The organism is Stenotrophomonas sp. YJH_SMC_138 (assembly GCF_059369855.1).
In genome coordinates this window covers 579,404-605,590 of sequence record NZ_JCAFTB010000001.1, presented here as the reverse complement: position 1 = coordinate 605,590, position 26,187 = coordinate 579,404, and the positions used below count along the sequence as shown (strand labels likewise).

General features: G+C 67.5%; 16 protein-coding genes. 8 read left to right on the top strand and 8 right to left on the bottom strand.

What is annotated here, in order from left to right; all coding sequences use genetic code 11:
• The first annotated feature begins 51 nt into the window (after positions 1–51).
• Together rsgA and AC5P7I_RS02585 are read left to right on the top strand one after the other, a co-directional pair.
• Positions 52–1,161: a ribosome small subunit-dependent GTPase A gene (gene rsgA, locus AC5P7I_RS02590; protein ID WP_262088159.1), complete on the top strand. Its 1,110-nt coding sequence runs from the start codon at positions 52–54 to the stop codon at positions 1,159–1,161.
• A 210-nt stretch (positions 1,162–1,371) separates the two neighbouring features.
• Positions 1,372–2,625 (top strand): flavohemoglobin expression-modulating QEGLA motif protein, encoded by a 1,254-nt coding sequence (locus AC5P7I_RS02585; protein ID WP_075076345.1) that lies wholly within the window; start codon positions 1,372–1,374, stop codon positions 2,623–2,625.
• A gap of 313 nt (positions 2,626–2,938) precedes the next feature.
• Here the strand turns inward: AC5P7I_RS02585 and AC5P7I_RS02580 are convergent, their stop codons facing one another.
• The 4 genes from AC5P7I_RS02580 to AC5P7I_RS02565 all read right to left on the bottom strand — a co-directional run bounded on the left by AC5P7I_RS02580 (position 2,939) and on the right by AC5P7I_RS02565 (position 8,772).
• Positions 2,939–5,236, bottom strand: a complete 2,298-nt coding sequence (locus AC5P7I_RS02580) for a TonB-dependent receptor (RefSeq protein ID WP_262088129.1) — start codon at positions 5,234–5,236, stop codon at positions 2,939–2,941.
• A 228-nt stretch (positions 5,237–5,464) separates the two neighbouring features.
• Complete coding sequence (gene phbB, locus AC5P7I_RS02575) at positions 5,465–6,205, bottom strand: acetoacetyl-CoA reductase (protein WP_005419193.1); 741 nt, start codon at positions 6,203–6,205, stop codon at positions 5,465–5,467.
• Between the two features lie 24 nt (positions 6,206–6,229).
• Positions 6,230–7,558 carry a CitMHS family transporter gene (locus tag AC5P7I_RS02570; protein WP_005419191.1) on the bottom strand — a complete coding sequence of 443 codons (1,329 nt, stop codon included), beginning with the start codon at positions 7,556–7,558 and terminating at the stop codon, positions 6,230–6,232.
• 74 nt (positions 7,559–7,632) lie between these two features.
• The gene (locus tag AC5P7I_RS02565; RefSeq protein WP_032956563.1) at positions 7,633–8,772 is read right to left on the bottom strand and encodes an OprO/OprP family phosphate-selective porin; all 1,140 of its coding nucleotides are present in this window, start codon (positions 8,770–8,772) and stop codon (positions 7,633–7,635) included.
• A 244-nt stretch (positions 8,773–9,016) separates the two neighbouring features.
• Here AC5P7I_RS02565 and AC5P7I_RS02560 point away from each other — a divergent pair, with 244 nt between their 5' ends.
• Genes AC5P7I_RS02560 through AC5P7I_RS02545 form a run of 4 tightly spaced genes read left to right on the top strand, consistent with a single transcriptional unit; the run spans position 9,017 to position 12,821 of the window.
• Entirely contained in the window at positions 9,017–9,706 is a 690-nt protein-coding gene (locus tag AC5P7I_RS02560; protein ID WP_072167605.1) for a response regulator transcription factor, read from the top strand.
• Positions 9,699–11,090: a sensor histidine kinase N-terminal domain-containing protein gene (locus AC5P7I_RS02555; RefSeq protein WP_262088128.1), complete on the top strand. Its 1,392-nt coding sequence runs from the start codon at positions 9,699–9,701 to the stop codon at positions 11,088–11,090. Before AC5P7I_RS02560 ends, AC5P7I_RS02555 begins: the two co-directional genes overlap by 8 nt.
• Complete coding sequence (locus tag AC5P7I_RS02550; RefSeq protein ID WP_262088127.1) at positions 11,087–12,142, top strand: ABC transporter substrate-binding protein; 1,056 nt, start codon at positions 11,087–11,089, stop codon at positions 12,140–12,142. Before AC5P7I_RS02555 ends, AC5P7I_RS02550 begins: the two co-directional genes overlap by 4 nt.
• A gap of 28 nt (positions 12,143–12,170) precedes the next feature.
• On the top strand, positions 12,171–12,821 hold the full coding sequence (locus tag AC5P7I_RS02545) for a response regulator (RefSeq protein WP_014648360.1): 651 nt from the start codon (positions 12,171–12,173) through the stop codon (positions 12,819–12,821).
• A gap of 637 nt (positions 12,822–13,458) precedes the next feature.
• Here the strand turns inward: AC5P7I_RS02545 and AC5P7I_RS02540 are convergent.
• A complete protein-coding gene (locus AC5P7I_RS02540; RefSeq protein ID WP_262088126.1) occupies positions 13,459–16,101 on the bottom strand; it encodes a hybrid sensor histidine kinase/response regulator in 2,643 nt (880 codons plus the stop codon).
• A 66-nt stretch (positions 16,102–16,167) separates the two neighbouring features.
• Complete coding sequence (locus AC5P7I_RS02535) at positions 16,168–17,337, bottom strand: OprO/OprP family phosphate-selective porin (protein ID WP_032959491.1); 1,170 nt, start codon at positions 17,335–17,337, stop codon at positions 16,168–16,170.
• 332 nt (positions 17,338–17,669) lie between these two features.
• Between AC5P7I_RS02535 and AC5P7I_RS02530 the strand changes: the two genes are divergently transcribed.
• Both AC5P7I_RS02530 and AC5P7I_RS02525 read left to right on the top strand, forming a co-directional pair.
• Positions 17,670–19,013 (top strand): dicarboxylate/amino acid:cation symporter, encoded by a 1,344-nt coding sequence (locus AC5P7I_RS02530; RefSeq protein ID WP_014648357.1) that lies wholly within the window; start codon positions 17,670–17,672, stop codon positions 19,011–19,013.
• Between the two features lie 230 nt (positions 19,014–19,243).
• Positions 19,244–21,535, top strand: a complete 2,292-nt coding sequence (locus tag AC5P7I_RS02525) for an NADP-dependent malic enzyme (protein WP_032959490.1) — start codon at positions 19,244–19,246, stop codon at positions 21,533–21,535.
• Between the two features lie 531 nt (positions 21,536–22,066).
• Here AC5P7I_RS02525 and AC5P7I_RS02520 read toward each other — a convergent pair.
• Together AC5P7I_RS02520 and AC5P7I_RS02515 are read right to left on the bottom strand one after the other, a co-directional pair.
• Entirely contained in the window at positions 22,067–22,810 is a 744-nt protein-coding gene (locus tag AC5P7I_RS02520; protein ID WP_032959489.1) for a basic secretory protein-like protein, read from the bottom strand.
• Entirely contained in the window at positions 22,807–26,151 is a 3,345-nt protein-coding gene (locus tag AC5P7I_RS02515) for a GH92 family glycosyl hydrolase (RefSeq protein WP_262088125.1), read from the bottom strand. Before AC5P7I_RS02515 ends, AC5P7I_RS02520 begins: the two co-directional genes overlap by 4 nt.
• Positions 26,152–26,187 lie beyond the last annotated feature (36 nt).

Here is a 26,187-nt window from a genome sequence, read left to right as displayed (position 1 = left end):
AGGGTGCCGGGCTTGTCATTGCTGGGCTGGCAGGGCGCCGGCGCAGGTAGAATGGCGGCGATGACCCAGACCCCCGATTTCATCGCCCTGCAGACCATCGGTTGGCCCTGGTCGGGCCCGGCGCAGCAGGCCGACTGGCAGGCCGTGATGGCCGCGCACCCGCAGGCCCGCCCGGCGCGGGTGATCGAACAGCACCGCACCCACTACGTGGTGGCCGATGGCCCGGATGCGTCGATCAAGGCCGAATCGCTGCCGGAATGGCAGCGCCCGCGCTTCCCCAGCCACGAGCGGCCTGCAGTGGGCGACTGGGTGCTGCTGGACGGCATCCGCATTGTCGCGCTGCTGCCACGCCGCACCGCGATCAAGCGTGGCGCCGCCGGCGAGCACTACCACCAGCAGGTGATCGCGGCCAACATCGACACGGTGTTCATCGTCTGCGGCCTGGATGCCGACTTCAATCCGCGCCGCATCGAGCGCTACCTGCTGCTGGTCGGCGGTGGTGGTGCAGAACCGGTGGTGGTGCTGACCAAGGCCGACCAGACCGAGTACAGCGAGGATGCGCTGGCGGTGCTGGAAGAGCTGGAGATGCAGGGCATCGCGCTGCATGCGATCAACGGCCTGGATGCCGACAGTGTGGCGGTGCTGCAACCGTGGCTGGGCCCGGGCCGCACGGTGGTGCTGGTCGGTTCCTCCGGTGCCGGCAAATCCACGTTGACCAACACCCTGCTTGGCGAGCAGCGGATGAAGACCAACGCGGTGCGCGCCAACGATTCGCGTGGCCGCCATACCACCACCCACCGCGCGCTGATGCCGTTGCCGACGGGCGCCTGCCTGATCGACACCCCGGGCATGCGCGAGCTGAAGCCGACCGGCGAAGAGACGCTGTCCGAAGGTGGCTTCGCCGACATCGAGGCGCTGGCCGCACAGTGCCGTTTCAACGACTGCAAGCACCAGCAGGAACCCGGCTGTGCGGTGCGTGCGGCGATCGAGGCGGGCGAGATCGAAGAAAGCCGGTTGCTGAACTACTTCAAGCTGAAGGAAGAAGTGGCTGCCGCTGCCGCCAAGCTGGCGGTACGCCAGGCCGAGACCGCGCAGGAGCGCGGCGGCAAGAAGGGCAAGGGCCAGCAGTTCCGCCCGGCAGGCAAGCCGCGTAGGCGCTGATCGGTACCGCGGGGTCGGATCCCATTGCGCCGCAATGGGCTCTGACCCCTGCAATGAACCCGCCACTGCCTGCTTCGAGCGGGTGCCAACAGCCCGCGCCTGGTAGGTGCCAACCTTGGTTGGCACGGGTGTGTCGGCAAGCCCGCCGTCGGCGGATGCCAACCAAGGTTGGCACCTACCAAAGCAGGGGCAGGGCGTTATAGTCCGCGCATGGAACCGACTGCGACGCTGGACCGTGACGTGGCCCACCATGCAGCGCTCGATGCGCGCCTGGTCGAGGCCGTGGGAGGCATCCGCCTGCTGGGCCTGACCAGCTGGCCGGCAACGCTGCAGGCACCGTTCCTGGACAGCGTGGCGCGTGGCCAGCCGGTGCTGCCGAAGGTGGATTACCCCCGGCTGGACTTCAGCGAAGAACGTCGCGCGCTGGCCGCGATCGCAGCCGACTGCGACGACACTCATCCGCTGGGCCACTACGTGCGGCAGTCAGCGCAGAGCTGGGACCTGGCCGCGCAGCTGCTGGAAGGACTGGGCACCGCCGCCGTTGATACCTGTTCGGTGCAGCTGTTCGGCGCCCCCGAGCAGCCGCTGCCGGGCAATGGCCCGAGCACGCGCGACGCGGCGCGCCACTTCATACAGATTGCCGCCGAACTGGACCACGAATTGCTGGCGCCGGAAGAGCAGGTGCCGGTCTCGGCCATCGCCCTGCAGCTGCAGCTGCAGAATGATCTGGATGCGTTTTTCGAATCGCGCATCATCCAGGTGCAGCTCGACCCGGAACTGGTGTCCAAGGCCGCCGCCGGCCCGACCCGCATCCGCCTGCGCACCAGCGCGCGCTTCAGCGCCTACGACCGGGCGCAGCTGTTCCACCATGAAGCGCTGGTGCATTCGCTGACCGCATTGAATGGCCGCGGCCAGCCGGTACTGCCGAGCCTGGCGTTGTCCTCGCCACGGGTAACGGCGACCCAGGAAGGGTTGGCGACCTTCGCCGAGCAGATCACCGGCAGCATCGACATCGAGCGCCTGAAACGCATCAGCCTGCGTACCGAAGCGATTGCGATGGCACGCGAAGGCGCTGATTTCATCGAAGTGTTCCGCTATTTCTGCGATGCCGGGCAGAACGCGGAAGAGAGTTTCGCCTCGGCCCAGCGCGTGTTCCGTGGCGTGCCGCCGAGCGGCGGCCTGGCCTTCACCAAGGACACGGTGTACCTGCGCGGCCTGGTATCGGTGCATACCTTCTTCCGGCACATGCTGGCCGAGGACCGCCTGCAGGTCTGCCGCTGGTTGTTCGCCGGCAAGATGAGCCTGGCCGATGCGATCGCGTTCGCGCCGCTGTTCGAGGCGGGGGTGCTGAAGCCGCCGCGCTGGCTGCCGCATTGGGTGAGCCGGGCGAACGGCCTGGCCGGCATGCTGGCGTTCTCGCTGTTCGCCAACCGGATACGGATGGACCAGCTGGCGCCGGAATGAAATGCGTTGGCGGATCCTCCTGCGCCTGCCTGCTATCGGCTGGGAGGAGGCGGGGCACCATGGTGCTCGATGGCGCCATCCATGGCGCCAACGGTCCTGACCAGGGTGCCCCGCCTCCTCCAGACAATTTCCTGCGGGCGCGGCAGCAGGTCCACCAGAGGGATTGCGTTTGAAAAGCTTGAAAAGCAAAGCGCCGGTCAATGCCCGGCGCTTTGCTTTTGCTCTAGCTTTCCATTGCCTCCGCGCCGGCGCTGGGAATTGCCTACCTGCGCCATGCAGGAAAACTCAATGCGCCGCAGCGCCCGCTTCTGACTTAGAACTCCGCCGCCACCGTCATGAACAACTGCCGCGGTGCGCTCGCATGGATCGCATAGCGCGTGCCCTTCGGATCGGTCGGTGCGAACGAGCTCAGCTGGCCGGCGTAGCGCTTGTTGGTCAGGTTGGTCGCGTTCAACGACACCCGCACGTTGCCCAGGCCCAGGCCCGGGCCGAAATCGTAGCCCGCACCGGCGTCGAAGGTGGTCACGCCCGGCACCGACTGGTCGTTGGTGTAGGTGTAGTAGCGCTTGCCGGTGTACTTCGCACGCAGGCTGGCGAAGAAGCCGTCGCGGTTCCAGCTGATCTCGCTGGAGGCCATGCGCTGCGGCGTATCCACCGTGATCTTGCCGGCCACCGGAACGATCGCACCGCCCGAGGTGTAGTCATCCTCGTAGGTGGTCTTGTTCCAGGACAGCGCGTTGTACCACTGCAGGCCATCAATCGGCTTGAGGATGAAAGTCAGTTCCGCGCCATGGCTCTTCACCGAACCGACGTTGATGAAGCGCGTCACGCACTCCGGGCGCGTGCCGACTTCGATGCTCGAACACGGGTTCAGCGACAGCAGGCGGTTGTCGAACTTGACGTTGTATGCAGCGATCGAGGCCTGGTACTTCTCGCCGAAGGTACGGAAGCCGGCTTCCAGGCTCTTGGACTTCTCCGGTTCCAGCCCGGCGCTGGCCGCGAACGATTCCGGCGACACCTGCAGCGGGCCGCCGCTGCCACCGCCGACGAAGGCGGCGATGTTCTCGGCGTAGGAGGCGAACAGCTCGTTGTTGGCGTTGAGCTTGAAGCCCAGGCCTACCTGCGGCAGCACCGATTCCTTGGCGGTCAGTGTGCCCGACGCAATGCGGGTTTCAACGCCGGGCTGCGCGGTGGCGCGCATGCGGGTGTTCGGGCTCTTGATGCCCACGTCCACGGTCAGGCGCTGGTCCAGGAAGCGCATGCGGTCCTGCACGTAGAACTGGCGCGTGCGGATGTCGAAGTCCTGGTTGAACAGCAAGCGGTCGGGGTTCTTCAGGTACAGGTCGTCCAGGAACGGGCCGCTGATGTAGTAGAAGTTGCGCGACACGTTATGGTCGTTCTGCTCGTACCACAGGCCGGCTTCCAGCTCGTGGATGCCCACCGTCCACGACAGCGCGGCGGTCAGGCCATCGCGGTTGATCGTGTAGTTGGTGCTGCGGATCGAGATCGGCAGCATCCTGTCGGTACCCGGGTAGGACGGCTGGCCCGGTGCCCACCAGTGGCCCTGGCCACGGTTGTCGTGGTGGTAGGCCAGCAGCTTCAGGCGGCCCTGCTCGCCCAGGCGCAGGTCGGCATCGACCGAGTACAGGTTGTCGTCGCGCAGCGCACGGCTCTGGTAGTACGCATCGTCGATGCTGTTGACGCCGCCGCTGAACTTGCAGCGCGCCTTGTTGTAGGTGCCAGGCGCGCAGTACGCGGCGGCGACGGCGCGATCCCAGTCCGGCGCGTAGATGTTCCAGTCATACCCCAGTCCGCGTGCCAGCATGTCCTTGGACAGGTAGGCATAGTTGGCCTGGCTGGCGCGCGAGGTCGCCACGAACGCACCGAAACGGTGGTCGCCAACGTTCCACACTGCCTTGGCATTGAACTGGCGGGTGGTCTGGTTCTGGTACGGCGCGGCCCACATGTCCTGGTCCTGGTGCACGCCGGACACATAGGCCGAGAAGCCGTTGAGGTCGCCGGTGTCCACGCGCAGGTAGCCGCGGCGCTGGTGGTTGTCGCCGACGGTGACGCTGGCGCGGCCACCGAATTCGGTGGATGGATCCATCGAGAAATACTGGATGGTGCCGCCCAGGTTGCTGGTCGAGGCCACGCCCAGCGAACCAATGCCTTGCGACAGTTCGGCGCCGGCCAGGTTCTCGGCGATGATCGCGCGGGCGATGCTCAGGCCGTTGTAATTGCCGTAGCTGTTGTCGCCCAGCGGGATGCCGTCCAGCGTGTAGCCCAGGCGGCTCTTGTCGAAGCCGCGCAGGCTGATGGTCTGCGATTCCTCGTTGGCGCCAAAGGCATCGTTGGACTGCACCGACACGCCCGGAAGGCGATCGAGGATCTTCTGGCCACTGGTGCCCGGCGGCAGCACCTGCTTGTCCACGGCAGTGATGCGCTGCACCTGGCGGGTCTCGCCCTGGCCGATCACAGAGACGGTATCCAGCGTCTGCGCGCTCAGCGCGGCATCGGTGCTGGCGCCGGTATCGGCGGTGGTGGCGGCATGGGCGCTGGCAGCGGCGGAGAGCACGATCGCTACGGCGATCGTCAGGTGTCGGGTCTGCATGGTGGTCCGTTGCATGGGGGGTGATCACCGGCACGCGTGCGCGGTGCAGGGCCACTATGCGAACGGAACATGAAACCTTCTTTACGGAAAACCAACGAATGGTGCCGGGCACCCGCGCAGGTCCCGCAGCCGGATGAAAAAGGGGGCCGGATTCCCTTCGCAAGCAAAGGTTCACCGGCCCCGCGCACTCCGTGGGGGAGGCGGTCCACGCGCAGCGTGGAGACTGGCTTACCCCATGTACAGGCCACCGTTGACCGGATAGTCGGCGCCGGTCACGTACGAGGCTTCATCCGAGGCCAGCCAGGCGCACAGGCCGGCCACTTCCTCGGGGCGACCCAGGCGGCGCACCGGCACCGAGGCCGCCAGCCGGTCCAGTACATCCGGCGGGAAGCTGCTGATCGCCTGGCTGGCGATGTAGCCCGGCGACAGCGTGTTGACGGTGACGCCGCGCGAAGCCACCTCGGCGGCCAGCGCACGGCTGAAGCCATGCATCGCGGCCTTGGCGGTGGCGTAGTTCACCTGGCCGATCTGGCCCTTGTGGGCGCTGACCGAGCCGATGTTGATGATGCGGCCCCAGCCCCGCGTGGCCATGCCGTCGACCACCTGCTTGGTCAGGTTGAACAGCGCGTTGAGGTTGGAGGCGATCACCGCGTTCCAGTCCTCCACCGTCATCTGCCGGAACAGCAGGTCGCGGCTGCCGCCGGAGTTGTTGACCAGTACATCGACCTCACCCACTTCGGCGCGGACCTTGGCGAACGCGGCGCTGGTCGAGGCCCAGTCGGTCGCGTTGCCTTCGGAGGCGATGAAGTCGAAGCCCTGTTCGCGCTGCTCGCGCAGCCAGTTGGCCTTGCGCGGCGAGTTCGGCGCGCAGCCGGCAACCACGGTGTGGCCGCTGCGGGCCAGGCTCTGGCAGATGGCAGTGCCGACACTGCCCATTCCACTGGTGACGTAAGCGATTCGAAGCGTCATTGCAGAAGGCTCCTTGGCAAAGGGTCAGGCGGCGAGGGGATACAGGCCGAACAGCAGGCTGCCGATCATCAGCAGCATCGAGATGGCGATGGCCCACTTCAGGGTGAACTTCTGGTGGTCGGCGAATTCGACCTTGGCCAGGCCCACCAGCAGGTAGGTGGACGGCACCAGCGGGCTGAGCAGGTGCACCGGCTGGCCGGCCAGCGAGGCGCGCGCCATTTCCACCGGAGTAATGCCGTAGTTGCCGGCGGCCTCGGACAGGATCGGCAGCACGCCGAAGTAGAACGCGTCGTTGGACATGAAGAAGGTGAACGGCATCGACGCCACCGCGGTGATCACCGCCAGGTACGGGCCCCACGACTCCGGAATGACCGCCAGGAAGCTGTGCGACATCGCTTCGACCATGCCGGTGTTGTTGAGGATGCCGGTGAAGATGCCTGCGGCGAAGATCAGCGACACCACCGACAGCACGTTGCCGGCGTGGTTGACCACGCGGCGGCGCTGCTCGGCCAGGTTCGGGTAGTTGATCACCAGGGCGATGGCGAAGCCGACCATGAACAGCACCGGCATCGGCAGCACGCCGATGATCAGCGCGGTCATCAGCGCCACGGTCAGGGCCAGGTTCACCCACAGCAGCTTCGGCCGCTTGATGTCCTCGGCGTCTTCCACGGTCGGCAGCGGATTGCTGTCATCGGACACGCTGTTGTCCATCCAGCTGCCGCCCTTGGGCAGGGTCACCACGCCGAGGCGACGACGTTCCTTCAGGCCCAGGTACCAGGCCAGCAGCAGCACGCCGGCACAGGCGATCACCATCGACGGGATCAGCGGCACGAACACATCGGCCGGGTCCACGTGCAGCGCAGTGGCCGCGCGTGCGGTCGGGCCGCCCCACGGGGTCAGGTTCATCACGCCGCCGGCGAGGATGGTCACGCAGGTCATGTTCAGCGCGTTCATGCCCAGCCGCTGGTACAGCGGCAGCATCGCCGAGACGGTGATCATGTAGGTGGTCGAACCGTCGCCATCGAGCGAGATCAGCATCGCCAGCACGGCGGTGCCAAGCACGATCTTCATCGGATCGCCCTTGACGAAGCGCAGAATCACCCGCACCAGTGGATCGAACAGGCCGGCATCGATCATCACCCCGAAGTAGAGGATGGCGAACATCAGCATCACGCCGGTCGGCGCGATCTTCTTGATGCCCTCCAGCATCATCTCGTCGATGCCGGCACCGAAGCCACCGATCAGCGCGAACAGGATGGGAATGGTGATCAGGGCGACGAGCGGCGACAGGCGCTTGCTCATGATCAAGTACATGAACGTAATGACCATGCCAAAGCCGAGGATGCTCAGCATCATCTGCGGACTCCTTGCGAAAACAGGACGTGGGGAGTGGAAGGGGCCCGGGCGGAATGCCCGGAATGTCGGGCCTAGAAGTCGTACTGCAGGCGGCCGGTGACCGCGCGGGTGCGGTCCACCGTCACCCCGGCCAGGCGGTCGCGGTTGCGGCTTTCGATCACGTTGAGCATGAAGCGCAGGTTGTCGCGCAGGTACCAGTTGCCGCCCAGCGTCCAGGCTTCGGTGCTGCCGCGGCGCAGGTCCGGCGCGCCATCAAGGTGCTGCGCGCCCCACATCTGGTCGTAGCGCAGCGCCACTTCGAATGCACCGGCCTTGTGGCGGATGTCCTTCACCCGCGCGAAGCGCCCGGTCTTGCGGTCATAGGCGCGGCTTTCGCCGGTGACGAACCAGCTGAGCATGCCGTAGGCAGCCATCACATCGCCGCGCTGGGCGCCGTCATCGAAGGTGGCGCCACTGAACTCGCCCTGCCACGACAGCGGGCCGCGCACCTGCGCGTATTCCAGCGACCACTTGTTGACGTCGGTATCGCGGCCGGCGGAGAAGTCGACCAGGGTCAGGCGGCTCTCGTCGGACAGGTGGCCGGCCGGGCGCGGGCGGATGCGCAGGCCGGGCACGCCATTGGCGCCGGGGTTGTCGTACGCCTCGCGGGCCAGCGACAGGCCCAGGTGCAGCACGTCGCCGTCGCTGGGCGAGGGCGCCCAGGTGACGCGACCACCCGCCGCGCGGCCCTTCACCTGCCAGGCGTCGATGCTCTCCAGGCTGTAGAGGCTGGCCGCCCAGGTGAAGTCGCCCGGGTTGGCCTGCCAGGACGCACCCAGGCGGTACAGCGGCGCCAGCGTGGTGCCGGCGTTGCCGCGCTCCAGGAAGCTGCCGTAGTTGGAGCTGGTACGGTCATCCAGCGAGAAATACTGCTTGAACTGGCCCACGGTCAGCTTGCCCGCCTTGCCGAAGCTGCGGGCCAGGTAGACATCCTTGGCCTCGACGCGGTCGCCGGAGAAGTCGGCTTCCAGCTTGTAGTCGACCACGAAGAACTTGCCGGACACATCGACCCATGCACGGCGGATCTCGGTGTCATCCTTGTTCGGCGTTCCGCGGTTGTCGTTGTCGAAGGTGGCGAAGTCCAGGTGCAGGCGGCCACCCAGGGTGGCGGTGACCGGACGGTCGTCTTCGGCGGCGAAGGCCGGCACCGACAGGACAGCCAGCGCCATCATGGCGGCAGGACGCCGCCAGGCAAACGTGAATTCCACAAACCCTCCCAGGTGCGCGCCAGGCGCGCGGCAATCGTGGGCACCGGACGGTGCGCGGCCGCAGTCTGGGTCGGGCAAGCTGTCATCGTCCTGTCAACGGATTGTGCGGTGCAGCGAAAAGCACAGGCCGCTGGGCTCGCCGTGCCGCGCCCGGCGAGCCCAGCGGCGGCATGCGGTAGCATTCGGTTCCCCTCCCACCCGAGTGCCCATGCGCCTGCTGCTGGTCGAAGACAATCCGGATCTGGCCGATGCGATCATCCGCCGGATGCGCCGCAGCGGGCACGCCGTGGACTGGCAGGCCGATGGCCTGGCCGCTGCCAGCGTGCTGCGCTACCAGAGCTTCGACCTGGTGGTGCTGGACATCGGCCTGCCCAAGCTCGATGGCCTGCGCGTGCTGGCCGGCATGCGCGAGCGCGGTGACAGCACGCCGGTGCTGATGCTGACCGCGCGTGACGGCATCGAAGATCGCGTGCAGGCGCTGGATGTGGGGGCCGACGACTACCTGGGCAAGCCGTTTGATTTCCGCGAGTTCGAAGCGCGCTGCCGCGTGCTGCTGCGGCGTGCGCGCGGCCAGGCCAGCGAAGTGGTGCAGATCGGCGGCTTCCAGTTCGACAACGCCGCGCACCGGGTCAGCCTCGACGGGGAGCCGATCGAACTGCCCAACCGCGAATACCGCCTGCTGGAGATCCTGGTCGGCCGTCTTGGCCAGGTGGTCGGCAAGGACGAGATCGGCAACGGCCTGTTTGGTTTCGATGACGAAGCGGGCCCGAATGCCATCGAGTTGTACGTTGGTCGCCTGAGAAGGAAGCTGGCGGGCGCGCCGCTGCGCATCACCACGGTGCGTGGCGTCGGTTACCTGCTGGAAGCCAGCGATACCCATGCCGACGCCGATGGCTGACACGCGTGCTGCGACTGCGGCGCCGGGTTCGCTGCGGCGCACGCTGCTGCTCTACCTCGGCGTGCTGCTGGCGGTGTTCGCGGTGGCCCTGCTGTTCGCCGCACGCGATTACGGCCAGCGCGCCGCCAACCGATCCTACGATCACCTGCTGGTGTCCTCGGCGCTGTCCATTGCCGATTCGGTGGCCCTGGTCGACGGCCAGTGGCAGGTCGATCTGCCCTATGCGGCGCTGGACCTGCTGGCGATGGCCCCGGAGGACCGCGTGTTCTACCGGGTGGCCGACAGCCGCGGCACGCTGATCACCGGCTACGGTGATCTGCCGACACCGCCGCGCAGGCCCGGTACCCAGCCGCAGCTGTTCGACGCCCCTTACAGCGGCGAAACCGTGCGCTTCGTGGTGGTCGGCCGCAGTTTCGCCGCGGCCTCGGCACAGGGCGAGGTGCAGGTGCAGGTGGGCCAGACCCGGCGCGCGCGCGAAGCCGTTGCGCAGGACATGGTCAATCGTGCATTGCTGGCGATCGGTGTGTTGTCCGGGCTGCTGCTGGCGCTGGTGGCGTTCGGCGTGCATCGTGCGTTCCGGCCGCTGGTGCGGGTGGAGCGCGAGCTGTCGCGCCGCGAGCCGTCCGACCTGAAGCCGCTCGATGCCCGCGTGCCACGCGAGATGGACCAGATGGTGGCCGCGTTGAACCGCTTCATGGAGCGCCTGTCCAGCAGCAACGAGACACTGCGCGCGTTCATGGCCGAGGCCGCACACCAGATGCGCACGCCACTGGCGGCATTGCGAGCTCAGGCGCAGTTGGCGCTGGATGATGACGATCCGGAGGACATGCGACGCAGCCTGCAGGCGATCGAGCGCAACGCCACGCATATGAGCCGGCTGCTCAACCAGCTGCTCAGCGATGCCAGCGTGATCCATCGTTCGCACCTGCAACGCTTTGCGGCGGTGGATCTGGCCGAGACCGTGCACCAGGCGTTACATGAAGCACTGCCGCAGGCAAGCCCGGCACCGCGCGTACAACTGGCGATGACTGCCGAGCCGGTGCAGGTGCGTGGCGACGCGCTGCTGCTGCGCGAGGCAATCAAGAACCTGGTCGACAACGCGTTGAAGTACGGCGGCGACGGCCCGTTGCAGATCGCGCTGACCGTGGAAAGCGGGCAGGCCGTGCTGACCATCGCCGACCATGGCGCAGGCATCGCGGCTGCCGATGCCGAACGCGTATTCGAGCGCTTCGCGCGTGGCGAGGGCGCGCGATCCGGCGGTGCCGGGCTGGGCCTGGCCATCGTCAAGCGGGTGGTCGACAGCCACGGCGGCCGCATCGACCTCAGCAACCGCCCGCAGGGCGGGCTGATCGCCACCATCCGTCTGCCACGGAGCAGTCCATGATCCGCCTGTTTGCCACGGCCGTTGCCCTGCTGCTGGCCCTGCCGGTGCTGGCCGCGCCCGGCGATGTGCGTCGTTTTCCCGCACAGGGGGCGGCCACCGCGCAGCTGCGCATTCACGGCACTACCGACATCGAAGTGTTCGCGGTGGTGATTGCCGATTACCAGCGGCTGCACCCGGGCACCGAGGTGGTGTACGAGGACATCATCACCCAGGACCTGTACGCGCGTTACCTGCACGACCGCGGTGGACCGGCATCGCCGGACCTGCTGATCTCCAGCGGCATGGACCTGCAGACCAAGCTGGTCAACGATGGCCACGCGCTGCCACATCGCTCGGCGCTGACCGCTGCGCTGCCAGCCTGGGCGCAGTGGCGCAACGAGGCCTTCGGCATCAGCTACGAGCCGGTGGTGATGGTCTACAACACCGGCGCAATGCCTTCGGCAAAGGTGCCGCACACGCGCCGCCAGCTGCTGGACCGGCTGCGTGCCGAAGGTGCACCGCTGCGCGGCAGGGTCGGCACCTATGACATCGAGCGCAGCAGTGTCGGCTACCTGCTGGCAACCCAGGATGCGCAGCGCGGCAGCATCGCCGGCGCGCTGCTGGGGGCGCTCGGCGACAACGACGTGGTGCGCGAAGAGCGCACCGGCGTGCTGCTGGACAAGGTGGCCAGCGGCGAGCTGTCGCTGGTCTACAACGTGCTTGGTTCCTACGCGCAGGCACGGGTCGATGCCGGCGCGCCACTGGCCATCGTCGAGCCTGAGGACTACACGCTGGTGGTGCTGCGCACTGCGGTGATTCCGCGTACCGGCCCACACCCGGAAGAAGCGCGGCGCTTCCTCGACTACCTGCTGTCGCCCCGTGGCCAGCAGGTGCTGTCGCGCGAGGCGCGGCTGATGCCGATCGTGACCGGCAACGCACGTGGCGACGATGCGCCCGGCCGCAGCCGGCGTCCGATCCAGCTCGGCCCGGGCCTGCTGGTGTACCTGGATGCGCTCAAGCGCCGCCAGTTCCTCGATGCCTGGCGCAGCAGCGTCGAGCCGGCGGGGCGCTGAGGCTCCGGCCTGCCCGTACAATGGCGGCATGAGCGAATACACCATCCTGATCGCCGACGACCACCCGCTGCTGCGTTCGGCGGTGGTGCAGTCCTTGCGGCAGAGCCTGCCGCTGGCGCAGGTGCGCGAGGTGGCCAGTGCCGATGCGCTGGCCGAGGCGCTCGACGCACAGCCGGACGTGGACCTGGTGCTGCTCGACCTGACCATGCCCGGCGCGCACGGTTTTTCCGCGCTGCTGCACGTGCGCGGCTCGCATCCGGACATCCCGGTGGTGATCCTTTCCTCCAACGACCATCCGCGGGTGATCCGCCGTGCCCAGCAGTTCGGCGCCGCCGGTTTCATCCCGAAGTCCGCGCCGGCCGAGACCATCGGCGAGGCCGTGCAGGCAGTACTCGATGGCGGCCTGTGGTTCCCGGCGATGGCCGCCGAGCGTTCCGAGGCCGATGCACTACTGGCCAGCCGCCTGGCCCAGCTGACCCCGCAGCAGTTCCGCGTGCTGCTCTGCCTGGCCGATGGCCTGCTCAACAAGCAGATCGCCTACACCCTGGGGCTGGCCGAGAACACGGTGAAGGTGCACGTCACCGCCATCCTGAAGAAGCTCGAGTGCCACAGCCGCACACAGGCGGCGGTGCTGGTGAAGGCGCTGGAGCCCGAGGGCGACGCCGGCATCGGGCTGTAGTTTCCAGCAAACGGCGCAGCCCCTCGTGGGTGGACACGTAGAGCAGTTCATGGGTGAGGCCGGGCAGGTGGACTGCACAGGGGCCGCTGCAAGTACATCCATGTAAGCTCGGTCGCCGCATCCATGCGGCTCACGCCCCTGCGCAGCCCACCTGCCCGGCCACGGACAGGTTCCGTGCGCATCCACCCACGGAAGAGAAAAGAAGATCAAAAGCAAAGGCAGCCTGACAGGCCGCTTTTTGTAGAGCCGAGCCCACGCTCGGCTGCTTTCTGGCCGGTCCGTGAAGCCGAGCATGGGCTCGGCTCTACACGAGCAAGCGCAGCGCGCGACCCGCTTTTGATCTTATTTTCTTCTCCGTGGGTGCAGGCCACCGAAATCTGTCGGAGGCCGGTCGGGTTGGGTGCGCGGGGGTGTCAGCCGCATGGGCCCGAGGCATGCCTCGGGCGGGTTGGGCAGGACGCCCAACCCGGGTCTTGCCGTGTGCGCAGGACAGCGCACACGAGCAAGCGGCTGCCAAGCCTCCAGGGACGGATTCACGGCGTCCCCCGCGTACCCAACCCGACCGGCCCACCCGCGGCTTCTGCTTTCCGCGACCACCCAGACACCACCCACGAGGGGCTGCGCCGTTGGCTGGAAACTACCCGCGATGGCGGATCAGCAACTGACTCATCAGTGCCCGCAGCGCCGGCGGCTTCACCGGCTTGGCCATCATCCCCCAGCAGCGTTCGGCGGCCATCTCACGCAATCCCGCATCGCGCTCGGCAGTAACCAGCACTACCGGCGGGCGGGCCTGCCACAATTCGGCCAATGTCTCGTACAGCACCGGCCCATGGTGATCGCCCATGCGCACATCCAGCAGCACCAGCTCCGGTACTGCGCCTGTTGCTGCCAGCTGCAGCGCCGCCTGTGGGCCATCGGCCAGCGCCACCTCGCAGCCCCAGCGCTCCAGCAGCGCGCGGCTGGCCGCGCACACGTGCGGATCGTCGTCGATCACCCATACCCGGCGACCGCGAAGCGGGTTGTCCGCTGCCGGTTCCTGCACCAGCACCGGCACAGGAGCAGTAGCGGGAATCGCGCTGGCTTCGCCGAACGGCACGCCCACCGCGAACACGCTGCCCTGGCCCAGCTGCGAGCGCAGCCGGATCGGATGCCCAAGCAGGCGGCCGATGCGATCGACGATGGCCAGGCCAAGGCCGGCGCCGCGCTGCTGGCCGTCGTGCAGGCGGCGGAACTCCTCGAAGATCTCGCCCTGCAACGCGTCGGGAATGCCGGGGCCCTGGTCGTGCACCTCGATCCACAGCATGCCTTCACGGCGACGGCAGCCGAGCAGCACGCGGCCGCGTTCGCTGTAGCGCAGCGCGTTGGACAGGAAGTTCTGCAGGATTCGGCGCAGCAGGGCTTCATCGCTGACCACTACCGCATCGGTATCGACCCAGTCGACCACCAGGCCACGCGACTGTGCGGCGATGCCGAATTCGCGCGCCAGCGTCTGCAGCAAAGGCCCGAGCCGGAACGCCTGCACTCGGGTCGGCAGGCTGCCGGATTCCAGGCGCGCGATATCCAGCAGACTATTGAGGATCGCATCCTGCGCGGCCAGTGCAGCATCGATGTGGTCCGCAGTCTGCTGCTGCGCCGGGTCGCCCAGCTTGCCGCGCAGCACCGAGACGAACATGCGCGCCGCGTTGAGCGGCTGCAGCAGGTCGTGCACGGCCGAGGCGACGAATCGCGTCTTGTAGCGGTTGGCCTGCTCGGCTTCGCGGCGTGCTTCCTCCAGGTCATGTGTGCGCTCGGCGATGCGGTGTTCCAGCGCATCGGCCAGCGAGCGCAGTTCGCGCGCGGCGTTCTTGTAGCTGGTGATGTCGGCATAGCTGGTGACGAAGCCGCCGTCGGGCAGCGGGTTGCCACGGATTTCCAGCACGGTGCCATCGTCTTTTTCGCTCTCGCGCATGTGCGGGCGGCCGCTGCGCAGGTGGTTCAGGCGGCGCTCGATGGCTTCATCGACCGGGCCCGGACCAAGCAGGCCACGGCGTGCGTTGAAGCGGAACAGTTCCTCGATCGGCCGGCCGACGCGAACCAGGTCCTGCGGGAAGCGGAACAGTTCCAGATAGCGCGAATTCCACGCGACCAGGCGCAGCTCGCGGTCGATCACCACCACGCCCTGCGGCAGGTGTTCGAGGCTGCGGCTGAGGCCGCTGTCGGCATCGGTGGCGGCCTGCAGCAGGCCATCCTGCGCGGTACGCAGTTCTTGTGCATGCTGCTTGAGCAGGGTTTCCAGCTCGCGGCGGCTGCGCAGGCGATGCTTGGCCAGGCGCCGGCGCTGCTGCACGAACAGCACCAGGAAGCCCAGCGCCAGCCATGCAGCGCCACCGGTGAGTGCCGCGGCGCGGCCGGCGCCGGTGGCGGCACTGGCATCGTGCAGCAGGTGCAGGTTCCAGCCTTCGGCGGGCAGCGGCAGGCTCTGCCACAGCATCGGCTGCGGCAGCGCCGGGTCCAGCAGGCGCACCATGCGGCCGCCATCGGCCAGCACGTCTTCGGTGCGTGCGCGCAGGGGCTGCAATGCGCGGTCGGCGTACTGGCGGGCGTCCAGCATCTCGCGGCGCTCATCGGCCCCCAGCGGGCGCAGCAGCCGGTAGCGCCAGCTGTCCCGGTTGGCCAGGAACACCACGTCGTGGTCGTCGCTGGCCAGCACCACGTCGGGGCTGCTCAGCCATTCCTGTTCCAGCGCGGACAACTCGACCTTGATCACCACCACGCCCAGCCGCTTGCCGTCTTCTTCGATGGCCTGCGAAAGGTAATAGCCGGGCACGCCGGTGGTCATGCCGATGCCGTAGAAGCGGCCACGGCCCTGCGCCAGCGCCTGGCGGTAGTAGGGGCGGTAGCTGTAGTTCTCGCCGACATTGGTGGTCGGCTGGTCCCAGTTGCTGGCCGCCACCGCCACGCCGTCGTGGCCGACCAGGGTCAGGGTCGAGGCACGGGTGACTTCATTGGCGCGTTGCAGCTTGAGGTTCAGCCGCTGCCGTTCGCTGGGCGAGGGCGGTACGCGCAGCGCATGCAGCAGATCCGGGTCAAGTGCCAGCACCTGCGGCAAGGTGCCGAAGCGGTCGATGCGCTGTTGCAGGCCCTGGCCATACAGCTGCAGCTGGCGTTGCACCTGGCTGCTTTCCTCGCCGAGCGCGCGCCGCCAGGCGTAATGACCGGCGGCGACCGCGCACAGCATGGTACCGCCGACCATCACCAGCAGGGTCAGCAACAGCATCCGGTGGCGGCTGAGCCAGTACATGGCGGCAGTCTACGCAGGGCCGGCGGGCGTGGCGTGCACGCCCGCCGGGTTCTGACGTGGAAGGGGTCAGAAGTGCATCTGCGCGCGCAGTTCGAAGATCTCCGGCGTGCTGTGCACGCCACGACGGCTGGCGTCGACCTTCACGTAGTTGGCCTGGAACTTGAAGTGGCTGGTCAGGTACCAGTTCGCGCCCAGCGTCAGGTCGTGCTGGCGGCCGCCGAGGATGCTGCCATCGTCCAGGTCGAGACGGCTGTATCGGGCCAGCAGTTCGACCGCGCCGTAGTTGTGCGCCGGCTTGATGTTGGCCACCGCGCCGGCGTTGTACGGGCGCGATTCGCCGGTCAGCACCCAGCTGGCCATCGCGTACTGGCCACTGCCGGTGTAGTCGGGCTTGCCGTCATGACGGGTGACCGTAGCGCGCAGCGCTTCGGCCTGCAGCGAGAACGGGCCCCGGATCCAGATGCCTTCCAGGCCGGTGCGGCGGATCTGGTCGGCAGTGACCAGCGCACCGGAATCGACGTAGCGGATGTCGGTCAGGCCGGCTTCCGGGCGCGCGCGCAGGCGGGCGCTGGCCTCGTGATGCACGTCGCGGCCATCGCTGTAGCCACGCGGGTTTTCCTGCGAGTAGGCCAGGCCCAGGTGGATCACATCGCCTGGTGCCTTCACCGGCGTCCACACCGCACGCACCGCCTGGGTGGTGCCGGGGTTGTCGCCCTGCAGGTCCTTGCCGCCATAGGCCCCGGCCTGCAGCAGGTACTGCGGGCGCTCCAGCACCCACTCCACGCCGGTGCGGCGGCCTTCGTAGAAGGCCTGCACCGGCAGCGAGGTTTCCAGGAAGCTGCCGGCACGCGAAGAGGTGTTCGCATCCAGGCCGACCGGGGTCTTCATGTAGCCGAAGCGGAAGCGGCCGACGTCACGGCCGAAGAAGGCCTTGCTCTCGAAGCGCACGAACACGTCCAGCCAGGTATCGGCCTGGAAGTCGTAGTAGACCATCGCATCGTAGACGCCCTTCTTTTTCAGCGTCGCGCCGAATTCCTTGCGGCGCACGGCATCGTCGTCCTCGAGGCCACTGGCCGAGGAGAAGTCGTTGTAGTCGTAGGCGATGTTGGCGGTGGCCGCCAGCTCGGTGCCATCACCGAAGGTGTACTTGGTCGGCCAGTTGTCGAAATCGGCGGCCGAGGCGAAGGCGGGAAGGGCGGCCAGCGACAGGGCCAGCAAGGTGGGATTCGGGCGCATGTTGGGTGCGGCTCTCTCAGATTGCGTGTGGACAGGACATCAACGGCCGCAAGGGCCGGAACTTTCGCAAAGACTCACCCAGCCGTTCAGCCCGGGCCACCAGCCTCCCCAGGATCGGGCGGTGCGGCGCCAGTGTAGGCACCTGTGCTACCTGAACCGGGAGGCTAGTACCAATAGGTTATCTGCGCTGGCGTGCCTGGCGCGTACAAAGGCGTCCATTGGTCGCACCTCCTGTGCGTGCTGCACAGGGCCTGCGAACAGTTTCCACGGTAACGGTTCCCGTGCAGCTCCGGGGCCGTACGTGCCTGAAAACGCCCCTTCCGGAGTCCGCCATGCACATCCCGACCGCAGCACCGGTGCCTGCAAAGCCGTTGCCGATCTATCGCCAGCTGTACTTCCAGGTGATCGTGGCGATCGTCCTGGGCGCCATCCTCGGCCATTACGAGCCGTTGATCGGCGAGAAGATGAAGCCGCTCGGTGATGCCTTCATCAACCTGGTGAAGATGATCATCGCGCCGGTGATCTTCCTCACCATCGTCACCGGCATCGCCAGCATGACCCACCTGCGTACGGTGGGCCGGGTCTTTGCCAAGGCGATGGCGTACTTCCTGTTCTTCTCCACGCTGGCGCTGATCGTCGGCATGATCGTGGCGCACGTGGTGCAGCCCGGCGCCGGCATGAACATCAACCCCGCCGAGCTGGACCAGACCGCGGTGCACAGCTACGTCGAGAAGTCGCACGACCTGACCCTGGTCGGCTTCCTGATGGACATCATCCCGAAGACGCTGCTCAGCGCGTTCGTCGACGGCAACATCCTGCAGGTGCTGTTCGTGGCCGTGCTGTTCGGCATCGCGCTGGCGATGGTGGGCGAGAAGGGCAAGCCGGTGCTGAACTTCCTGGAGGCGCTGGTCGCTCCGGTGTTCAAGCTGGTGCACATCCTGATGAAGGCCGCCCCGATCGGCGCCTTCGGTGCGATCGCCTTCACCATCGGCAAGTACGGCGTCGGCTCGCTGATCAACCTGGCCTGGCTGGTGGGCTCGTTCTACCTCACCGCCTTCCTGTTCGTGGCGGTGATCCTCGGCGTGGTCTGCCGCCTGTGCGGCTTCTCGGTGTTCAAGCTGGCGCGCTACCTGAAGGCCGAACTGCTGCTGGTGCTCGGCACCTCGTCGTCGGAGTCGGCGCTGCCGTCGCTGATGGAGAAGATGGAACGCGCCGGCTGCAGCAAATCGGTGGTGGGCCTGGTGGTCCCGACCGGCTACTCGTTCAACCTGGACGGCACCAACATCTACATGACCCTGGCGGCGCTGTTCATCGCCCAGGCCACCAACACCGAACTGACCCTGGGCCACCAGATCGCCCTGCTGCTGGTCGCCATGCTCAGCTCCAAGGGCGCGGCCGGCGTCACCGGCGCGGGCTTCATCACCCTGGCCGCCACCCTGGCCGTCGTGCCGGAAGTGCCGGTTGCCGGCATGGCGCTGATCCTGGGCGTGGACCGCTTCATGAGCGAATGCCGCTCGCTGACCAACTTCATCGGCAATGCCGTGGCCACCGTGGTGGTCTCGCGCTGGGAAGGCGCGCTGGACCGCAACCGCCTGAAGCTGGCGCTGGATGGCCGCGAAAGCGAACTGCCGCCGCCGGTCGATGCGCTGCCCGAGGCACTGCCGGCCAAGGGCTGATCCAGGTGTGTGGTACTGCGGGGCCGGTCACGACAGTGGTACGGCCCCGCGGCGTTTCAGGGCGTCCCATGGCTGTCATGGGCAACGCCGAAGCTGACATCGCGGTACCGTCGCATACGGCACGGAATTGTGCGGTCGCAGCATGCTTGCGACAGGATAGCGACAGGTCCAGACGCTCCAACGGGGGTATCATCCCCTGTCCCTTCTGCCCATTCATGTAACCCACATCGATGTCCAACGAAGATTTCAAACAGGCCGCCCTCGATTACCACCGGATGTCCCCGCCGGGAAAGATCAAGGTTTCCGCTACCAAGCCCATGCTGACCCAGCGCGACCTGTCGCTGGCGTATTCGCCGGGCGTGGCGTACGCCTGTGAAGCGATCAAGGCCGACCCGCAGCAGGCCAGCGAGCTGACTGCCCGCGGCAACCTGGTGGCGGTGATCTCCAACGGCACCGCGGTGCTGGGCCTGGGCAACATCGGCGCGCTGGCCGGCAAGCCGGTGATGGAAGGCAAGGGCGTGCTGTTCCAGAAGTTCGCCGGCATCGATGTGTTCGACATCGAAGTCGACGAGACCGACCCGGACAAGCTGGTCGACATCATCGCCTCGCTGGAACCGACCTTCGGCGGCATCAACCTGGAAGACATCAAGGCGCCGGAATGCTTCGTGGTCGAGCGCAAGCTGCGCGAGCGCATGAAGATCCCGGTGTTCCATGACGACCAGCACGGCACGGCGATCATCGTCGGCGCGGCGGTGCTCAACGCCATGGCGATCACCGGCAAGAAGATCGAGGACGTGAAGCTGGCCACCACGGGCATGGGCGCAGCCGGCATTTCCTGCGTGAACATGCTGGTGCAGCTGGGCCTGAAGCCGGAAAACATCCTGGCCTTCGACCGCGAGGGCGTGATCCACACCGGCCGTACCGACCTGGACCCGGAAAAGCAGCGCTATGCGCGCGACACCGACAAGCGCACCCTGGCCGAGATCGTCGACGGCGCGGACATCTTCCTGGGCCTGTCGGCGCCGGGCATCCTGACCGCCGACATGGTCAAGACCATGGCGCCGGATCCGGTGATCTTCGCACTGGCCAACCCGACCCCGGAAATCATGCCGGAACTGGCGCGCGCCGCCCGTCCGGACGCGATCATCGGCACCGGCCGTTCGGACTACCCGAACCAGGTCAACAATGTGCTGTGCTTCCCGTACCTGTTCCGTGGTGCGCTGGACGTGGGCGCCACCGCGATCAACGAGGAAATGAAGATCGCCTGCGTGCGTGCCATCGCTGCGCTGGCCCGCCGTGCCGCCACCGACATGGGCTCGGCCTACGGTGGCGAGACGCCGAGCTTCGGCCGTGAATACCTGATCCCGCGCCCGTTCGACCGCCGCCTGCTGGTGGAGCTGTCGGCCGCCGTGGCCCAGGCCGCGATGGACTCGGGCGTGGCCTCGCGCCCGATCGACGACATGGGCGCCTACCGCGACAAGCTGGCCCAGTTCGTCTACCGCACCAGCCTGATGATGAAGCCGGTCTACGACCGCGCGCGCAGCGACAAGCAGCGCGTGGTGTACGCCGAAGGCGAAGAGGAAGTGGTGCTGCAGGCGGTGCAGAACGTGGTCGATGACGGCCTGGCGCACCCGATCCTGATCGGCCGCCCGGAAGTGATCGAATCGCGCATCGAGCGCCTCGGCCTGCGCCTGAAGATCGGCGAGAACGTTGAAGTCACCAACATCAACGATGATCCGCGCTTCAACGAATACTGGCAGTACTACCACGGCCTGACCGGCCGTCGTGGCGTGACCGTGGCCGCGGCGAAGAACCTGATGCGTTCGCGCCCGACCCTGATCGCAGCAGTGATGGTGGCGCGTGGCGAAGCCGATGCAATGCTGACCGGCATCGTCGGCCGCTTCCACAAGAAGCTGGGCTACGTGCGCAGCGTGCTGCCGCTGGAGCCGAAGGTCACCTCGACCTCGGCGATGACCGGCGTGATCAACCAGCAGGGCGTGTTCTTCTTCGTCGATACCCACGTGCAGGAAGACCCGACCGCCGAGCAGCTGTGCGAAGCGACCCTGCAGGCGGCCTACCGCATGAAGTTGTTCGGCATCGAGCCGAAGGTCGCGCTGCTGTCGCATTCCAACTTCGGCAGCCACGATTCCAAGGACGCGCTGAAGATGCGCCAGGTGCGCGAGCTGCTGCTCAAGCGCAACCCGCGCCTGAACGTGGACGGCGAAATGCAGGGCGACACCGCATGGGATGAAGCGCTGCGCCAGAAGCTGCTGCCGGGCTCGACCCTGCAGGGCCGCGCCAACCTGTTCGTGCTGCCGAACCTGGAAGCGGCCAACATCGCCTACAACCTGGTGCGCGTGTTCACCGATGGCGTGGCGATCGGCCCGATCCTGATGGGCGTGAACAAGCCGGTGCACATCCTGACCACCAGCGCCACTTCGCGCCGGATCCTGAACATGACCGCGATCGCGGCGGTCGATGCGCAGATCCGCAAGCAGCTGGAAGCGGAAAAGAAGGCATAAGCCTTCTTTCCCACTTCCGCTGCCCACGCATTCTTCCTCTACCCCCGCCTTCGGCGCGCCCCTTCAACAAGAAGGGGCTCCTGGTCGGAAGAATGATGGCGCTGGCGCGGCTGGACGTCGGCGCAAGTGAAAACACCGGGCATTGCCCGGTGTTTTCATTTGCCGCAACGGCCGCCGAACCTGCCACACGCACTACGCCGCCCGGTCATTTCCCTGCAACGCCGTTGCGGCCCAATACGCCCACGCGGCCCGGCCGTGGGAAGGGACCGGACCGGCCTTCCCACCCTGGGCCCGACCAACTTTCATGGGCGAGGGTGTCATGCGTAATCGAGTCACGCGGCGATATTTCCAGCAGCTGTTCGCGCTGTACGCCGGTTTCGTGCAGTCGCGCTGAGGCGTAGAAAGCAGCGAGGTAGAGTCGACCGTTGGTCGACTATCGCGCGAAGCGCGGGGTTTTCGGTGGCTGTACGAAAGTCAGTCGACTAACAGTCGACTCTACCCAGTCGCCCCAATTCCCAGTTGACCACCCAGTCAGCGCCGCTTGCCGCGGCGTGCAGGGGCCGGCGGCGGTGCATCCGAACGCGGCTTGGCGTACTGGGCCCACAGTGCGGGCAGTGCCTTGCCGGTGTGCTTCTGCCACAGCGCCGGTGCATAGCGGCCATCGCGCAGGGCCGTGTCCAGTGCCAGCACCAGGCCGGGGTGTTCGGCGTCGGCCCATTTCAGGAACGCACCGGTGACCCGGTAGCCGCTGTCGAAGTTCTGGCCCTTCTCGACCTTGCCCGGCAGCGACCAGCCCGCGGCGGCATTGTCCATGCCGTAGCGGTCGCGTGCGTAGTCGGCGATGCCCTCCACCAGCCAACCCGGCACCCGTGCGTCGCCATGGCCCGGATAGCCCTGCACGATGTGCATGGCCTCATGGGTGACCAGGTCGATGTCGTTGGGGTGCTGCGCCAGCCAACCCGGATTGATGGTGATCGTTGCCGCCTGGTCCTTGTCACCGACGAAGGCGATCCCGGTGTAGGCCGGATCGATCACGATGCGCACCATCGATGGCGCGGCCGGGTGGAAGTCCGCACGTTCGCGCAGGTAGGCGAAGTAGAACGTATCGATCACCCGCTTGCGCTGCGGCGCGGCCAGGGCGCCACGGGCGTCCTGGTAGTTCAGCGTCACGCCGTCGCGGGTCAGCTGCGCATCAAAGGCCTGGGTCTGGCCGAAGCTGGAGAAGGAAAGGGCAACAAGGGCCAGAGGCAACAGACGGTAGCGCATAGGGCTCATTGTACGGCGCTGGGCGCCAACAGTTCGATCTCCGCCAGCGGCAGCCGGCCCGGCGCGGCCAGGCGCAGCCGGTACTCGCTGTAACGACCGGGTCTGGCGATGCGGAACGGACGGGTCTGGCGGGCAGACTCGAAGGCTTCGCCGCTGCGCTGGTCGAGCACGGTCCAGTGGCCGTTGCCATTGCGCGCTTCCAGCGTCCATTCGCCGCCCTGGATGCGGCCGTCACCGCTGGTCAGCGTATACATCGTCGGCGTGCCATTGCTCAGGCCGGTCAGTGCGATGGTCGCGCCGCCACCCAGGCCGACGGTGGTGGCCGCATCGTCATCGACCAGCGCCGGCAGGGCGCGGCCATCGGCCAGTGTTGCCTTCGCGCCGCTGCCGAGCAGGTCGTGCAGCAGCTGCGGGCGCTGGCCACGGGCGGTCAGCGAGCGCGGCACGTCATCCACGCCGCTGCCCCAGCGCGACGGCTGCGGGCCCATCACGAAGTCCAGCGTCGCGCCCTTGGCGATCAGCTCGTGCGGCACCCAGGTCTTCGTCCAGGGCGTGCCGTTGATCTTCAGCGACTGCACGTAGACGTTCTCTCGCGAATTGTTGGCCGCGTTCACGGTCAGCACCGCGCCGCCCTGCAGTTCCACCCGCGCGTGGCGGAAGGCCGGCGAACCGATCACATACTCCGGGGCGCCCATGCGCAGCGGGTACAGGCCCAGCGAGGCCAGCACGTACCACGCCGAGGTCTCGCCATTGTCCTCGTCGCCCGGATAGCCCTGGCCGATCTCGCTGCCGACGTACAGCCGCGACAGGATCTCGCGCACGTGCTGCTGGGTCTTCCACGGCTGCCCGGCGTACAGGTACATCCACGGGATGTGGTGCGCCGGCTGGTTGCTGTGCGCGTACATGCCCATGCGCACGTCGCGCGCCTCGGTCATCTCGTGGATGGTGCCGCCGTAGGAACCGGCCAGTGCCGGGTCTGCGGTTTCCGGCGTGGCGAAGAAGGCATCCAGTTTCGCCGCCAGCTTGTCGCGGCCACCGTACAGCGCGGCCAGGCCTTCGCCATCGTGGGCAGCGGTGAAGGCGAAGGTCCAGCCATTGGACTCGGTGTAGTCGTGGCCCCACACGCGCGGGTCGTAGTCCTTCGCGTCCACGCGCCACTGGCCATCGGCAGTGCGGCCCTGGAAGAAGCCGGCGGCCGGATCGAACATCGTCGTGTAGCTGGCGGCGCGATAGCGGAAGTAGTCGGCCTCGGTGCTGTAGCGCTCGCGTGCGGCCGGCGTGGTCGCACGCTTGGCCAGCGCGTCGGCCATGTTGGCGATGCCGAAATCATTGAGTGCGCCTTCCATCGTCCACGACATGCCTTCATGCACGTCCGCGCTGGCGTAGCCACGGAAGGTCGAACGGTCCATGCCCTTGCGGCCGACATGGCGGTCGGGCGGGACCACGGTCGCGTTCTTCAGCGCGGCGGCGTAGGCCTCGGCCGGATCGAAACCGCCGATGCCCTTCAGCCACGCATCGGCGAAGGCCACGTCCGAGCTGGTACCGACCATCAGGTCCGCATAGCCCGGCGACGACCAGCGTGCGATCCAGCCGCCGGCGCGGTACTGCTCGATGAAGCCCTGCACTAGCTGGCCGGCATCGTCGGGCGTGAACAGTGCATAGGCCGGCCAGGTGGTGCGGAAGGTGTCCCAGAAGCCGTTGTTGACGAACACCTTACCATCGCGCACGCCGGCGTAACTGCGGGTCGCGCTGCCTTCGGTGTTGTCATCGCTGGCGCTGGCCTGGTTGGCGTAGCGCCACTCCGGTGCGGCGGCGCTGCCCACGTTCTCGTGGCCGGAATTCGGGTACAGGTACAGCCGGTACAGGCTGGAGTACAGCGTGGTCTTCTGGTCGTCGCTGGCATCGCCGATGTCGAAGCGGGCCAGGCGCGCGTCCCACGCGTCCTGTGCGCGGCCGGCCACGCTCTCCAGCGTATCGGCGGCGGCGATTTCCAGTGCGAGGTTGTGCCGCGCCTGCTCCACCGAGATCAGCGAGGTGGCGATGCGCATCGTCACCCGCCGCTCGCTGCCGGCATCGAACTTGATGTAGCCGGTCGGGCGCCCGGTGTCGAGGCGGCCGCTGCTGCGCCAGGGCTTGTCGAAGCTGGCCACCACGTACATGCGGCTGGCGCCGTTGGAGAGGCCGCTGCGCGTATCGGTGTAGCCCGACAGCGTCTGTGTGGCGGCATCCAGAGTCAGGCCACCACGTGCATCGACGTTGTCGAACAGCAGGTTGGCGTCACCGCCTTCGGGGAAGTCGAAGCGGAACAACGCGGCATGATCGGTCGGCGCGATGGCGGCAGCGATGCCGTTGTCGAAGCGCACGTCGTAGCGGTAGGGGCGCGCGCTTTCATGGCGGCGATCGAACGACAGCGCGCGCTTGCGGCGGTCGGCCTCCGGCACGCCACGGCTGGCCGAGGGCATCACCTGGAAGGTCTGGCGGTCACCCATCCACGGGCTGGGCTGGTGGCTCAGCGCAAGCGCCTGCAGCTGCGGGCGGTTCTGTGCGTCGTTCTGCTCGTTCCAGCGGTACAGCCAGTTCAGTGCGCCGGCATCGGTCACCGGGGTCCAGAAGTTGAAGCCGTGCGGCACCGCCGTGGCCGGGAAATTGTTGCCGCGCGAGAAGGTGCCGTTGGCCTGGGTGCCGCGGGTGGTCAGCACCCAGTCGGAGACGCGCTGTGGCTGCTGCCGCGGCTGTGCGTCCAGGCGCACGTCATCGATCCAGCCAGAGACCGGCGCGCCCTCGGCACTGGCCACCTCCAGCTCGATCGCCACCACGCGGCGGCCCTTCAGCGTGGGTACGTCGCCCAGCCGCACTGCCTTGCGCGCCCACTGTTGCGGGTACAGCGTCTTCGATTCGCCCTGCGCGCGTGCGCCGATCGCCACCCCATGCTGGTCGCGCGCCGCACCGGCCGACACGCGGCTGCCATCGTCCAGCAGCAGGTCCAGCGAGACATAGGTCGAAGCGACGGTGTCCTTGCCGACGATCTCCGGCAGCACCAGCCACGACAGCGTGGTATCGGCCTCGATGGGCAGGTCGGCCTTGAACAGTTCGCGCCGCGCGCTGCCGCCTTCGCTGCTGTAGCGCAGTGCATGCAGGCCGCTGTAGCCGGCGTTGCGCTTGGCCGCGTAAGGCGCCGCAGGGCCGTTGCCGATCGTGACCTGAAGTGCACCCGCGGCCTGCGTCGGGGCAGGTTCGCCGGGCTCGAACGAGGTCTGCAGCCCCTGTGCCAGCACCGGCATCGCAGTGGTCGCACAGGCCAGGGCCAGGGCGAGTGGAAGCAGGGCGCGGCGCGGATCGGACAGGGTCATGCAAGGGTCTCCCGGAAGGGCTGGCGGCGGGCAGAA